A 13,744-nucleotide genomic window follows, 5' to 3' on the forward strand; every position below is an offset into this window, starting at 1 on the left:
AATAATGGGAGGCAATCATATGGATCAACACCGTCAACTAACTACTAACCAAGGCGTACCAATCGGGGATAACGCCAACTCCATCACTGCGGGTCGTCGGGGCCCGACGCTTCTCGAAGACTACCAACTAATTGAGAAATTAGCGCATTTCGATCGTGAACGAGTACCAGAACGTGTCGTTCACGCGAGAGGCGCAGGGGCGCATGGTGTCTTCACTGTAAAAAATAGTATGAAACGCTATACGAAAGCCGCATTCTTGCAAGAAGAAGGGCAAGAGACGCCTGTGTTTGCGCGCTTCTCGACCGTCATCCACGGATTAGGTTCACCGGAGACGCTTCGTGACCCACGCGGTTTCGCCGTCAAGTTTTACACGGAAGAAGGGAACTATGATTTCGTCGGAAACAACTTACCGGTCTTCTTCATCCGTGACGCGATTAAATTCCCGGACGTGATTCACTCGCTCAAGCCGGACCCACAAACGAACCTTCAAGACCCGGACCGCTTCTTCGACTTCATGTCGCTCACACCGGAATCAACGAACATGCTCGTGCATCTTTTCAGTGACGAAGGCATTCCGGCATCGTATCGCCACATGCGAGGGTCATCCGTCCATTCCTTCAAGTGGGTGAATGAATTCGGCAACACGGTGTACATAAAGATGCGCTGGGTACCGAAGCAAGGGATTCAAAACTTGTCGATGGAAGAAGCGGCGAAAATCCAAGCAGAAGACTTCAACCATGCGACACGTGATCTGTTCAACGCCATTGAAAATGGAGACTATCCGGAATGGGATCTATATGTACAGATTCTCGACCCAGCGGACATGGACAACTTTGACTTCGACCCGCTCGATGCGACGAAAGATTGGTTCGAAGATGTCATCCCGTATCAATTGGTTGGAACGATGACCCTCAACAAAAATGTCGATAACTTCTTCGCCGAGACTGAGTCTGTCGGTTTCAACCCAGGTGTCCTCGTACCAGGGATCCAGCCGTCAGAAGACAAGATGCTCCAAGGGCGACTCTTCTCGTATTCGGATACGCAACGTTACCGCATCGGACCGAACTATCTCCAACTCCCGATCAACTGCCCGTTCGCTCAAGTCGCGAACAACCAGCGTGACGGGGCGATGCCGTTCAAGCAACAGACGAGTCCGGTCAACTACGAGCCGAACCGTTACGAAGACGCGCCGAAGCCAAATGCGGACTATATCGAGACGCCGCAACCGATCACAGGCGTGACGGGTCGTCAGAAGATTGAGAAGACGAATGACTTCGGACAAGCCGGAGAGGTGTATCGTCGCTATTCTCAGGAAGAGAAGGATGCGCTCGTTCGTAACCTCGTGGCGCATATCAAAAAAGTTCGTCACGAGAAGACCGTTCTCCTCTTGATCTGCAACTTCTATCGTGCGGACCGTGAACTCGGAGAGCGTCTCTCGAAAGAGTTGAACGTCGATCTCACACCATTCTTGAATCAAATGTCGAACTAAACACGTAACCGCGGTCTTACACCGCGGTTTTTTGTATGATGAAAGGAAACATCAAAGTGAACACAAAAAGCCCATGGCGACAATCATCTGTAGAATGCAGTTACCATAAACACATTCAGCCAAATGACTAGCCATGAGCTACACTTATTTGTATTTAGCGTCTTTTAAAATAAATAATAGAGTCAATGAGAATCAAGACACCAGATAGAAGTCCCATTAGAACAATATAAACAAGTGTACGTTCTAGTAAAGGATTTGGCGCTTCTGTTATCCCGTTGCTATACGATATAACCTCTATCAAAAAAAGCGAGAACAAAGTAAAGAAAACACCTATAAATCCAACTTTATGCATATCATCTCTCCTAATAGTTATTCCCCGACCAGCCCGTCACCGTCTCGGTCGTCCATGTATTGATACAGCCAATGGTCACGCGTGATCGGCATCTCGAATCCGGCGTTCTTTGCTTCTTTGATTGTCACTTGTCCGTTTCCGTCAAGGTCGATATCGGATAATTCCCGTTCCTCGACTGGTTCCGTCGTCACTGCAGGAGGGGAATCATCCGTCAATCCGAGCGATTCGTTCACTTCCTCCGGATCCACGTTATCATACGTATCGGTGACCGTATTGCCCCGTACGGTATACGTGTATTGGTAGCGGGAAGGAATCTGAGTCGTCGTGTTCGGATAGGTGATGATGGCTTCGAAGTCTTTCGCCCCGCCAGCCTTCCGGATGACATCTTCCATGAATGCCTGGTCGCCGTAACGGTTGAGTGCGCTGTTTTGTGGCGTGATGTTATAGGCGTTTGAGACACCGCCAAGTGAATCGGCGATGATATGGCCTTCGTCGAGGTTCGGGTCTTCGACACCCGGAACTTTTGCCTCGTCTGCATAATAGCGTCCTGAAGAATTAACGTCTTCGGTTTCATCGTCTTGAAGCGTGATTTCGTCGGCAATCACACGAACCAGTTGACCATGTTCGTTCGTGAACGCCCAATACTCACGATCGCCAAAGCCGATATCGACGACGACATTCGCTTCACGTGTGCCGGACTGATCGCCGCCATCGACCTCGATCTTCGTATAGCCTTCAAAAAGATCGCCTTCAGATTCAGGAATCTCGGTGATTTGTTCCTCTTGTACAGGTTCCTCTTCAACTGTTTGCTCAGTTGACGTCGATGTCGGGACGCTTACATCGGCATCCGTACAACCAGAGAGGAGCAGCACCCCAAGCAGGAATGGGATGTAAAATGGTATTCTTTTCATCTATCTCGCTCCTTATTCGAAGTTACACTATCGTATTTACTATGTAGCTTATAATGATAGCATAAGAAGACGAGATGTGAGCGTCCTCCCTCAAAATGTGCTCGATGGATTCCTCTCATTTGTGGATTCAGAGAGCTTATGCCAAGATTGAAAAAAAGGGGGAAGAACGTATGAACGAAGTGATTGAGACCTTATTGAACCACCGTTCCGTCCGCGATTTTACGGACGAGAAATTGACAGACAAACAGATCCAAACCATCGTCGAGAGCGCACAACGGGCATCGACATCGAGCTTTATCCAAGCCTACTCCATCATCGGGGTGACCGATGAAGCGAAGAAGAAACGACTTGCCGAGATTGCGGGCAACCAGTCCTATGTCGTCGAGAACGGTCACTTCTTCGTTTTTTGTGCGGATTTGCACCGCCATGAAGTGATTGGTGAACTGCAAGAAACAGAAGTGTCCTCAACACTTGAGACTGATGAAAAGTTGCTTGTCGCGGTGATCGACGCTGCACTTGCCTCTCAAAATGCAGCAGTGGCGGCAGAGTCGATGGGGCTCGGAATTTGTTATATCGGTGGCATTCGGAACGACCTCTTTGCGGTGAAAGAAGTGCTCGTATTGCCGGAACGGGTCATTCCGCTCTTCGGGATGGCCGTCGGTGTACCAGCCTCAGTCGAGGATCAAAAACCACGCTTACCGTTCCAACATGTCTACCATGAAAATATGTATGAAGCGAATCCAGAACGGATGAAGCAGTCCCTTTCCGATTACGATGCGTTGATCCACGATTACTATATGGTCCGTGGCTCGAACCCGCGTAAAGATACGTGGACTGGTCAAATGGGGCGCATGTTGTCGAAATCGACACGGCTTGACGTCAAAGACTTCTTGAAAGCACAAGGCTATTTGAAGCAATAAGATAAACCGCCGACAACTCTTTGTCGGCGGTTTTGTCATGTTCAATTCAATTGGGCGTCGAGCCAATTCTTGTCGATGGCACCAAATTGCTTCGCGATGATCACACCCGATTCATCGAGCACATACGTCGTCGGCATCGCTTGAATCCGATACGCATCTCCGACTTGGCCGTCACGGTCATAGACGACGGTAAATGCGTCTTCATACGGTTCGACGAACGAGACGGCATCGGCGGGGTCGCGTTCACTCGTCGTCGTGTTGACGGCGACGATGGTCACGTCATCTCGCTCTTTCGCGAACGCCGCCATATCCGGCATCTCCGCCCGACAAGGCGGGCACCAGGACGCCCAAAAGTTGACGACGACGCGCTGACCACGTAGTGAAGTTAAGTCGAATGTACTCCCATCAGTTCGCTGTAATTCGAACGAAGGGGGAATTTGCCCGATGTTCAAACCGGTTGACGCCGTCTCTGTCGTGACAGATTGTGTCGCTTTCTCTGGCAGGACAGCATTCACGATCGCGAGCAAGACGAGAGCACCGATACTCAATTGTATGACTCTTCTTGAAGGACGAGCGACATAGAGCGAAAGCCCGAGCAGGATGAAGGAGATGCCCATCATCCACCATTGAATCTGTCCGACCGCATATGACTTAAATAGCCAGATGCCGGATGCACCGCATACTGTCCAAAAAATGTTTCCACGAGTCGGTTCATGCATCCAGCGCCACGTCGTTCCGAGTAGCAGAAGAATGAGAATGGCGCTCCATAGATGAATCGGCTGGTCAGAAAGGTTCAAAATCGTCCCGTATACTGGAACCGCGAGTGTCGTCCCGAGCCAAATGAGGAGTCCGCTCAGCACCCAATACCCTAAAAGGTTCCGGTCGAGTCGATAGACGAACCAAAGGACGACAGCAGCCGCAATCCATTGAGACCATACGCCTCCTGTGGCGTAAAGAGCGAGCGATAGGTCACGTGTCGTCAACAGACCGATGACGATGGCGCTTCCTTTCCAGGCAAGAAAACCATAGAACCATGTCCCGATGACCGCTTCACGCTGTTTACTCGACAATCCGAGAAAGCGGAAGATGCCGTAAAGGACGGCAAGGCTTATTAAAAAGATGAGTAAATCGAAACGAATGTTGAGTGGACCAATGGCGACCACGTCTTTCCCTCCTAAACAAAAGGCGCCCCTCTCGAAGCGGGCGCCATATTCATAGTCAGTATAGCATTACTTGATTTGTTGAGCGTTCAAGACAGTCTTCATCGCGCCGTAGCCACCGAGGATATTGTGGATATCTTTGTAGCCGAGCGATTGAAGGACACTTGCCGCCATGCGTGAGCGGACGCCTGACGCACAATGCACCGCAATCGTTTGGTCTGTCGGAAGACCTTCGTGGTCACGTGCGAGCTTACCGAGCAAGATGCGCTCTGCCTTTTCGTAATGGCTCGCGTTCCATTCTGTCGCGTTTCGAACGTCGAGGACGAAGGCGTCACCTTTTTCAGCAGCTTCGATTGCTTCTTCTGCCGTCACGTCCGTATACGTTTCCGTCAAAAGTGATGCGTCGAGCTCTTCGACTGGGACGATGAAGCGAAGGCGATCGAGACCGATTGATTGAAGGTCGGTCTGCACTTGATCGACGTCATCCGCACTTGCGATAAGTGTGATGTCTTTGTCGAAGTTGACGAGCCAGCCTGCCCAAGAGACGAACTTGTTGTTGTACGGGATGTTGATTGTCCCTGGTACGTGACCATTTGCGAAATCTTCACCTTTACGTGTATCGACGACCTGTGTCTCTTCGACGAGTGTATCGAGCCGGTCCGACCCGACGACTTCAGGACGAGCGATATCCGTCGTCACTTGAATGCCTTCTTTGTTTACTTTCTTCATCATGGCGAAGTAGTTCGGCGGTTCTGGTTGATCCGTCGTCAATTCTTTGATGAAGGCATCTTTGTCCGTCATTTGAAGCGCCCAGTTCGTCGCTTTCTCGTAACCGACCGTCGATGTTGGGATCGCACCGAGTGCTTTCCCGCAAGCACTACCTGCGCCGTGTCCTGGCCAGACTTGAACGAAGTCAGGAAGTGCCATGAATTTTTTGAGTGAATCAAACATTTGTTCCGCACCGATTGCCGTCGTTCCTTTCACACCGGCTGCTTCTTCGAGAAGGTCAGGGCGACCGATATCTCCGACGAAGACGAAGTCTCCTGTGAAGATCCCCATCGGTTGTGTCTGGTTGCGGTCATAAAGAAGGAACGAAATATGTTCCGGTGTGTGACCAGGTGTGTGCATGACTTCGAGTGTCACGTTTCCGATCTTGAACGTGTCGCCTTCTTTGACGAGTTGTGCGTCGATTTCTTTCGCGAATGCATACTTCCAAGAAGCATCACCTTCGTCTGATAGATAGGCTTTCGAACCTGTGCGCTTCGCGAGTTCGAGTGAACCGGACACAAAGTCCGCATGGATATGCGTCTCTGCCGTTGCGACGATGTTCATGCCTTCTTTTTTTGCTTCTTGAAGATAAGGCTCGATGTTACGGGCCGGATCGATGACGATCGCTTCTCCCGTCATTTGGCAACCGACCATATATGAAGCTTGTGCTAGTTTCTCATCATAAAAATAACGTAATAGCATATAAATTTCCCCCTATGAGTAAAGTAATCGTTTATTCGACTTCGCCTTGCCAGCTCATCATCCCACCGTCGACGTTCGTGACGTCGAATCCGAGTGAGTCAAGATAAGCAGATGCGTTCATGCTGCGTCCACCGGCTGCGCAAATGACGTGAATCGGTTTAGAGCGATCGAGCTCATCGACTTTTGCCCCGAATTCAGAAAGTGGTACGTTTTTCGCTTGTTTGATGTGACCTCCAGCATATTCATCCACCTCTCGTACATCGATGAGGTTGAGTGAGTCGTCAGCTTGAAGTAACGCTTCTAATTCAGTAGTCGTAATCGTCTTCATGAGTCTTTGATCTCCTTTTCATGGTTAAGGTTTTTGGCAACGAGAATGTTTCGTTGGCTTTAATATACCCCCTGAGGTATAATGAGCGCAAGTGAAAAGAATTGGAGGGGAAAATATGAAGAGGATTTCCTTATTTGTTGGAGTTTTGGTTTTAATGGCGATTTTTATCTTTGTAATCACATCAGGAAAGGATGAAATTACGAAAATTGACGTTAAAACTCTACAAAACAAATTGGAAAATGAGGAAATAACGCTTCTTGACGTAAGAGAAGCGTCTGAATACGAGGGGGGGCATATCGAAGGGGCAGTGAACGCACCACTTTCTTCATTAGATGCAAACCAACTGTCGTATCCGAAAGACGAACCAATCTACGTCATTTGTCGAAGCGGTAACCGAAGTGCCCAGGCGGCTAGTCAATTACAGGCTGCTGGCTATACGGAAATCTATGACATATCAGGCGGAATGATGGCTTGGGAATCGATTGAATAAGTAGAGAATACGAGAGCAAATGGAGGAGTTTATATGGAGTTCGGGTTTATCATTACAATTTTTCTAATTGGATTTATCGGGTCGTTTATTTCAGGGATGGTCGGGATTGGTGGATCGATCATCAAGTATCCGATGTTGTTATACATTCCACCGATTCTAGGGTTTGCCGCTTTTAGCGCGCACGAAGTATCCGGAATTAGTGCCATTCAAGTCTTCTTTGCGACAATCGGTGGGATTTATGCCTATCGTAAAGGTGGATACTTAAACAAGCAGTTGATTCTCTACATGGGGGTGTCGGTATTAATTGGTAGCTTCATCGGTGGATACGGATCGACGATTCTTTCGGAAACGATGATCAATGTCGTCTATGCCGTACTCGCAACGATTGCCACCATCATGATGTTCTTGCCGAAGCCGAAAGTGGACGACATGCCGCTTGATCAAGTACAGTTCAACAAAGTGATTGCAGCAAGTTCAGCATTCGTCGTGGGAATTGCGGCAGGAATCGTCGGGGCAGCGGGAGCCTTCATTCTCATGCCGATCATGCTTGTCGTCTTACGCATCCCGACGAAGATGGCGATTGCGAGTTCCCTCGCCATCACCTTCATCTCGTCGATTGGCTCGACGTTCGGTAAAATCATCACCGATCAAATTGTCTGGGGTCCGGCCATCATTATGATTATCGCGAGCCTGATTGCCGCTCCAATCGGGGCGAATGTCGGGAAGAATATGAATACGAAAGCACTCCAATGGATTTTAGCGCTACTTATCTTGGCGAGTACCATCAAAATTTGGAGCGACTTAATCGCATGAAAAAATCACGACGCCTATTTTCTGGCGTCGTGATTTTTTACGTTATTTCGTAATGAAATAGTAGAGGAGTCCGAGTCCGATGAACGAGACAGGAAGCAAGATGATGTAGAGCCAAGATACCATCGACCAGCTCTTCTTTTGGCTGTACGTGGAGCGGTCTTTCCCGAGTCCGACCATAATAGTGAAAATCATTGCAAGCAAACAGACGAGCAAGGCTAATCCGATTGTTAGGTACAAAATATCACACCCTTTACTGACAGTTATAACTTAAGAATAGCTTAAAAGAAGAGCTTTAAAACGTTCTAAATGTTGGGATTTTGTGACCGCGATGATTATTATAAATCACTTTTGAATGTGACTCATATATTCAGACACAGGAGATATTTCAATTCCCAGTGCTTTATCGATAATCGTCAAGGCACTTTCGTGACGTTTTGATGTTTCTGCCGCCACACAATCACGAGGTACATATATATCATAGTCACGCATATATGCATCATTTGCAGAAAAGAGGATACAAATATCCGTCGCGACTCCGGTTAAAATCAATTTCGTCACGTTTAACTGACGAAGTAAAATATCTAACTGAGTTCCAAAGAAAGTGGAGTGCCTTGGTTTTATAATAAAATACTCTTCATCTTCCGGTTCGATTTGCGAGGCAATATGTTCACCCTTAGAAGCCTTTACATACTCAATGATGTCTTCCGTGCTATCTTTCCATTGTCCGAAGTTATCATTACAATAAATGACGGGCAAGTCCGTCTCTTTAAAGTGCTTTTTAAGCTCGAGAATCGGTTCAACAATCGCTTCTGTCTGTTTACGCAGCATGTCGCCACCTTCAAAATCAAAATCATTGAACAAATCAATAATGAGTAATGCCGTCTTAGACATAGAAATACCTCCTTACTATAAAACTCCTATAGCAAAGAGGTACCACTTTTTCATTTGAAGTATGCTTATTCCGCGAACGTTTTACTACGGAACATAAATGCCGTGATGAGATAGAAGGCGATGATATGAAGGGCGACATAGAAAATCGAGAAGCCCATCGTAGCGTCCATCGCTTTCATAAACTCTGGGTTGACGTCATAGATTGAAAGGTCTGTATGCAAGAAGACAATCCATTTCGCAAGCTCAGGTTTCCAAGCGACGAGAAGACCGCCGATGATACTTGAGGCGAAGTTCGCGAGTACCGTGAAACCGATGACGACGCCGACCGACTTGAAGACGACCGAGAACATGAGCGTCAAGAAGATGATGAAGATTGGTCCGCTCACACTGATGAGAATAGGGCGAACGACGTCCCATGTGACAGAGCCGTCTAACGTGAGTGAGAACCCGAACGCGACGACTAAAATAAAGACGAATTGGAGCAACATGACGAGAACGGCCATAACGAGTTTTGACAACAAGATGCGGTCTCGGGAATACGGACTCATCAAGAGGTGCTTCAGCGTATCAAATTTCAACTCATTCCCGACCATCTCGGCTGTAAAGACGATGGTAAAGATGCTGAGGAAGGCGATGGCGCCCATCGTTGAGAATTCAAAGAACGATGCCGCTTCTGGTGTCCCTTCACCACTGGCTAATACAGCGTATACGATGAGGATGATCGCGGTGTATACACCTAAGGCGACGTAAGGTTTAATCGTGCGGCGCCATTTCATCCATTCATTGCTGAGTAATGAACGCATTGTTCGTACCTCCTTCTTTTTTCGTCAATTTCAAGAATTGTTCTTCGAGTGACTCGTGCTTCATGCCGATCTGATAGACGGCGATATCACGCTCGATTAATTGTTTCAGTAAGACCGGAATGTCTGTCTCTTGACGCGGTACGATAAACGACTCGGCAGAATGCTGGACGATTTTCACATCATCGAAGGCGAGTGCTGCGACGTCAAGTGCCTCGTTCATCTGCTCCTTGGCAACTTTACAGAGGATGACGCTGTCAGCCTTCGTCTGTCCGTCTTCCACTGACTTGATTTGTCCTTGGTCAATGATTGCGAAACGGTCGGTGATCAATTCCATCTCGCTCAATAAATGGCTCGAGATAAGGATGGCGATTCCGCGGTGGTCCGCAAGATGGCGTAAGTAATTCCGAAGGTCGGCGATCCCGGCTGGGTCAAGACCGTTCGTCGGCTCATCTAAGATGAGCACTTTTGGGTTATGCAACAAGGCACGGGCAATCCCGAGGCGCTGTTTCATCCCGAGTGAGTACTGTTTGACTTTCATATCGAGCTTTCCGTCGAGTCCGACGAGGGCACCGAGTGCATTCAAGTCGACTTTTTTCAAGTTCGGAATCAAGTTCATCGCATGAATCAAGTTTTCCCGGCCCGTCATGTACGGATAGAATGCAGGATTCTCGACGATGGCCCCGATTCGGCTGAGCGCTTCTTGGCGGTTGTTCGCCACGTCATACCCATCGACTGTCACGGTCCCGTGCGTCGCAGGCATGAGGCCTGTGATGATTCGAATGGTTGTCGTCTTCCCGGCGCCGTTCGGTCCGAGGAATCCGAAAATTTCTCCTGGAATGACGTCAAAACTGACATTTGTCAATACCGTTGCTTTTCCCATCTTTTTATGGACATTTTGTACGGATAACATGTGGTCACCTAGCTTTCTGTTAAGAGTAATAGTGTAATGCCTACACTCCCTATTACGGGGCTGTTTGAAATAAGGTTTCATCTTTTTTTGAAATTGTTGAAACAAATATATCAAGACACAATTTATCGATAAGCAAAACTTATTGAAATAGTATGGACGAATTGTGAATTTGTAAGGGTCTTTCTGCGACGAAAGGTGTAGTATGAAGTTGAGCGTAAGAGGCAGGATTTGGTTTTGTTCACCAGGGCAGGAGAAGGGTGAACTGCTTCGGGCTACATGTTAAAATGAAAGCGTTCACAGATTGGACGTTTAGGAATGGATAAGGGGGATTTATTCAATGGGAGAGTCGTCGAATGTTCACGAGAAATCGCAAGCATTTTATGGTCCTAACTTAGGCTACATCATTGAACTGTACGAACAATATTTGGAAGACCCATCATCGGTCGATGAAGAAACGCGCCGATATTTTGACGAATTTGGGGCACCGGAAACGTCGACACCGACAGAAGTTCCAGTCTCGGGTCCATCGTTTGATTTAGAGAAGGTCGTCTCGGCGACACGGCTCATCAACGACATCCGTGCTTTCGGTCATAAAGCAGCTGATATTTATCCACTAAAAGATCACCCGCGCGAGCAGGAACTATTCGAACTGTCACGTTATGATTTGACAGAAGAAGACTTAAAACAAATTCCAGCCCGCTTTTTATCAGATGATGCACCAAAACCAAACGCGAGCGCATTGGAACTATTCCGTCACTTGCTTGACGTTTATACAGGAACGGTCGCCATCGAACTCCGTCACTTAGATGACATGGAAGAGAAGAAGTGGATTCGCCGTCAAGTCGAGCAAGGGGCGTTACAGCAAACCTTCTCGAAAGAAGAAAAAATTGAGTTATTCAAACGTTTGGCTGAAACAGAACTGTTTGAATCATTCCTTCATAAAACATACGTCGGACAAAAACGCTTCTCGATCGAAGGATTGGATGCGATGGTGCCACTTCTCGATGCGATGGTCGGAGGCCTCATTTCGAGCGGTTCGGAACATATCAACATCGGGATGGCCCACCGTGGACGTTTGAACGTACTTGCCCATGTTCTCGGCAAACCATACGAAATGATTTTTGCGGAGTTCCAGCACGCACCGAACAAAGAATTGATTCCATCTGAAGGGTCAATCGGCATCAACTTCGGTTGGTCAGGTGATGTGAAATATCACCTCGGTCTTGACCGGAAAGTGGTCGAACAGCAAAAAGAAGTCCGTCTCAACTTGGCGAACAACCCGAGTCACCTCGAGTTCGTCGGGTCGGTCGTCGAAGGATACACGCGTGCCGCACAAGATGACCGTTCTGAAAAAGGATCGGCTGTACAGCACGACGATTTGGCAGCCTCAATCTTGATCCACGGAGACGCGGCCTTCCCAGGACAAGGTATCGTCGCGGAGACACTCAACATGACGAACTTGACGGGTTACCGTACAGGTGGGACGGTTCACGTCATCGCCAACAACACAATCGGTTTCACAACGGACCCGAACGATTCACGGTCGACGCGTTACGCAAGTGATATCGCCAAAGGCTACGAGATCCCAGTCTTCCATGTGAATGCGGATGATCCGGAGGCATGTGTTGCCGTCGCGAAGTTGATCAGTGAGTATCGTGCCAAGTTCCATAAAGATATCTTGGTCGACTTGATCGGGTACCGTCGTTACGGTCACAATGAAATGGACGAACCGATGAACACGAACCCGGTCCTTTACAAAGCCATCAAAGGACACCAGTCTGTCCGTCACGTCTATGCCGCACGACTTGAGGAAGAAGGCGTCATGACGAAAGATGAGAAGGCGCAAATCGAACAAAAAATCGAACAGGCCTTGAAGGCGGCACGTGATCTCGTTCCTTCTGAAGAAGAAGATGCAGACATCGTGTTACCGGATGCGGTCCATAAAGGATTCCCGAAAGTCGACACGAGCGTCGAACGAGAATTCCTCACGCAATTGAATGAAGAGTTATTGAACTGGCCGGAAGGCTTTGGTGTCTTCCATAAGCTTCAAAAAGTACTCGACCGTCGCCGTGACGCGTTCAGTGAAGGTGGGAAAATTGACTGGGGTCATGCGGAGACGCTCGCCTTCGCGTCGATTCTTTCAGATGGTACGCCGGTCCGCTTGAGCGGTCAAGATTCAGAGCGCGGAACGTTCGCCCAACGGAACATCATGTTGAACGATGTCGAGTCAGGTAAGAAATTCTCGCCACTCCATGAGTTGTCGACGGCGAAAGCATCGTTCTCGGTCTATAACAGCCCGCTCTCAGAAGGTTCGGTGCTTGGATTTGAATACGGCTACAACGTATTCGCACAAGATACACTCGTCCTATGGGAAGCACAATACGGTGACTTCGCGAACTCGGCACAAGTCATGTTCGACCAGTTCATCTCGGCGGGACGCGCGAAGTGGGGTCAAAAATCAGGCCTCGTCATGCTCTTGCCGCACGGTTACGAAGGACAAGGGCCGGAGCACTCAAGTGCACGTATGGAACGCTACTTGACACTTGCCGGGGAGAAAAACTGGACCGTCGCAAACCTTTCGTCTGCGGCACAATACTTCCATATTCTCCGTCGTCAAGCAGAGATGCTCGGGAAAGAAGAGATTCGTCCGATGATCATCATGACACCGAAGAGTCTGCTTCGTCACCCGCTCGCCACGTCACCAGTCGAGGCGTTTACGGAAGAGAGCTTTAAACCAATCATCGAACAGCCAGGTCTCGGGGAGAACACAGAGAAAGTCGAACGTCTTGTTTTCTGCACAGGGAAAATGGCGATCGATCTCGCGGAAGCGGTCGGCAAGTCAGAAGAGTCACTCGACTTCTTGCATATCGTCCGTGTCGAAGAAATTTACCCGTTCCCGGTTCGTGAGATTCGTGATGTCATCAGTCGTTATCCGAACGCGCGTGAAATCGTCTGGGTTCAAGAAGAACCGAAAAACATGGGGGCTTGGACATATATCGAGCCTCGTTTAGAAGCGGTCACAACGAACCGACTCGATGTCCGTTATATCGGCCGTCGCCGTCGTTCGAGTCCGGCTGAAGGGAATCCGACAGCTCATAAACAAGAACAAGCACGCATCATCCGTGAAGCACTCTCTCGTGACGTCGTCTCGAGCGCTGCAGGCACGAGCACATATCAAAAAGATCGTAAATAAGTTAAGGGGGAACT

The 13,744-nt window shown here is 48.6% G+C and carries 13 protein-coding genes; 5 read left to right on the plus strand and 8 right to left on the minus strand.

Features of this window, described 5'->3' with window-relative positions:
• Positions 1-19 precede the first annotated feature (19 nt).
• Positions 20-1,489, plus strand: coding sequence for a catalase (locus KNO65_RS05515; RefSeq protein WP_214782288.1), 1,470 nt, complete (start codon positions 20-22; stop codon positions 1,487-1,489).
• Positions 1,490-1,858: 369 nt separating this feature from the next.
• Here KNO65_RS05515 and KNO65_RS05520 read toward each other — a convergent pair whose 3' ends face one another.
• Entirely contained in the window at positions 1,859-2,752 is an 894-nt protein-coding gene (locus KNO65_RS05520) for a DNA/RNA non-specific endonuclease (protein WP_214782303.1), read from the minus strand.
• A 170-nt stretch (positions 2,753-2,922) separates the two neighbouring features.
• On the opposite strand from KNO65_RS05520, the gene nfsA reads away from it, so the two are divergent.
• On the plus strand, positions 2,923-3,672 hold the full coding sequence (gene nfsA, locus KNO65_RS05525; RefSeq protein ID WP_078146470.1) for an oxygen-insensitive NADPH nitroreductase: 750 nt from the start codon (positions 2,923-2,925) through the stop codon (positions 3,670-3,672).
• A gap of 41 nt (positions 3,673-3,713) precedes the next feature.
• Here nfsA and KNO65_RS15835 read toward each other — a convergent pair whose 3' ends face one another.
• From KNO65_RS15835 to KNO65_RS05540, 3 genes are all read right to left on the minus strand, one after another.
• Positions 3,714-4,835, minus strand: a complete 1,122-nt coding sequence (locus tag KNO65_RS15835) for a TlpA family protein disulfide reductase (RefSeq protein ID WP_214782306.1) — start codon at positions 4,833-4,835, stop codon at positions 3,714-3,716.
• Between the two features lie 66 nt (positions 4,836-4,901).
• Positions 4,902-6,302: an MBL fold metallo-hydrolase gene (locus KNO65_RS05535; protein WP_214782309.1), complete on the minus strand. Its 1,401-nt coding sequence runs from the start codon at positions 6,300-6,302 to the stop codon at positions 4,902-4,904.
• 31 nt (positions 6,303-6,333) lie between these two features.
• A complete protein-coding gene (locus KNO65_RS05540; RefSeq protein ID WP_015881009.1) occupies positions 6,334-6,630 on the minus strand; it encodes a rhodanese-like domain-containing protein in 297 nt (98 codons plus the stop codon).
• A 154-nt stretch (positions 6,631-6,784) separates the two neighbouring features.
• Between KNO65_RS05540 and KNO65_RS05545 the strand changes: the two genes are divergently transcribed.
• Complete coding sequence (locus KNO65_RS05545; protein ID WP_214691284.1) at positions 6,785-7,120, plus strand: rhodanese-like domain-containing protein; 336 nt, start codon at positions 6,785-6,787, stop codon at positions 7,118-7,120.
• 33 nt (positions 7,121-7,153) lie between these two features.
• Complete coding sequence (locus tag KNO65_RS05550; protein WP_074032693.1) at positions 7,154-7,933, plus strand: sulfite exporter TauE/SafE family protein; 780 nt, start codon at positions 7,154-7,156, stop codon at positions 7,931-7,933.
• 42 nt (positions 7,934-7,975) lie between these two features.
• Here KNO65_RS05550 and KNO65_RS05555 read toward each other — a convergent pair whose 3' ends face one another.
• The 4 genes from KNO65_RS05555 to KNO65_RS05570 form a co-directional block, all read right to left on the minus strand.
• Complete coding sequence (locus KNO65_RS05555; RefSeq protein ID WP_074032694.1) at positions 7,976-8,170, minus strand: hypothetical protein; 195 nt, start codon at positions 8,168-8,170, stop codon at positions 7,976-7,978.
• Positions 8,171-8,275: 105 nt separating this feature from the next.
• The gene (locus tag KNO65_RS05560) at positions 8,276-8,824 is read right to left on the minus strand and encodes a cysteine hydrolase family protein (protein WP_214782312.1); all 549 of its coding nucleotides are present in this window, start codon (positions 8,822-8,824) and stop codon (positions 8,276-8,278) included.
• A gap of 65 nt (positions 8,825-8,889) precedes the next feature.
• The gene (locus KNO65_RS05565; RefSeq protein ID WP_047795575.1) at positions 8,890-9,627 is read right to left on the minus strand and encodes an ABC transporter permease; all 738 of its coding nucleotides are present in this window, start codon (positions 9,625-9,627) and stop codon (positions 8,890-8,892) included.
• Positions 9,605-10,537, minus strand: a complete 933-nt coding sequence (locus tag KNO65_RS05570; protein ID WP_214782315.1) for an ABC transporter ATP-binding protein — start codon at positions 10,535-10,537, stop codon at positions 9,605-9,607. The genes KNO65_RS05565 and KNO65_RS05570 overlap by 23 nt, the downstream gene beginning before the upstream one ends.
• Before the next feature lie 337 nt (positions 10,538-10,874).
• Here KNO65_RS05570 and KNO65_RS05575 point away from each other — a divergent pair, with 337 nt between their 5' ends.
• Positions 10,875-13,730 (plus strand): 2-oxoglutarate dehydrogenase E1 component, encoded by a 2,856-nt coding sequence (locus KNO65_RS05575; protein ID WP_214782319.1) that lies wholly within the window; start codon positions 10,875-10,877, stop codon positions 13,728-13,730.
• Positions 13,731-13,744: the final 14 nt, after the last annotated feature.

The sequence above is a fragment of the Exiguobacterium sp. S3 genome (genome assembly GCF_018617295.1).
GTDB lineage: Bacteria > Bacillota > Bacilli > Exiguobacteriales > Exiguobacteriaceae > Exiguobacterium > Exiguobacterium profundum.

Bases quoted from the DNA above. Each gene is read 5' to 3' on its own strand.
- nfsA (WP_078146470.1), top strand. From the start codon at position 2,923: ATGAACGAAGTGATTGAGACCTTATTGAACCACCGTTCCGTCCGCGAT.
- KNO65_RS05575 (WP_214782319.1), top strand. From the start codon at position 10,875: ATGGGAGAGTCGTCGAATGTTCACGAGAAATCGCAAGCATTTTATGGT.
- KNO65_RS05520 (WP_214782303.1), bottom strand. From the start codon at position 2,752: ATGAAAAGAATACCATTTTACATCCCATTCCTGCTTGGGGTGCTGCTC.
- KNO65_RS05515 (WP_214782288.1), top strand. From the start codon at position 20: ATGGATCAACACCGTCAACTAACTACTAACCAAGGCGTACCAATCGGG.
- KNO65_RS05540 (WP_015881009.1), bottom strand. From the start codon at position 6,630: ATGAAGACGATTACGACTACTGAATTAGAAGCGTTACTTCAAGCTGAC.
- KNO65_RS05535 (WP_214782309.1), bottom strand. From the start codon at position 6,302: ATGCTATTACGTTATTTTTATGATGAGAAACTAGCACAAGCTTCATAT.
- KNO65_RS05550 (WP_074032693.1), top strand. From the start codon at position 7,154: ATGGAGTTCGGGTTTATCATTACAATTTTTCTAATTGGATTTATCGGG.
- KNO65_RS05565 (WP_047795575.1), bottom strand. From the start codon at position 9,627: ATGCGTTCATTACTCAGCAATGAATGGATGAAATGGCGCCGCACGATT.
- KNO65_RS05560 (WP_214782312.1), bottom strand. From the start codon at position 8,824: ATGTCTAAGACGGCATTACTCATTATTGATTTGTTCAATGATTTTGAT.
- KNO65_RS05570 (WP_214782315.1), bottom strand. From the start codon at position 10,537: ATGTTATCCGTACAAAATGTCCATAAAAAGATGGGAAAAGCAACGGTA.
- KNO65_RS05545 (WP_214691284.1), top strand. From the start codon at position 6,785: ATGGCGATTTTTATCTTTGTAATCACATCAGGAAAGGATGAAATTACG.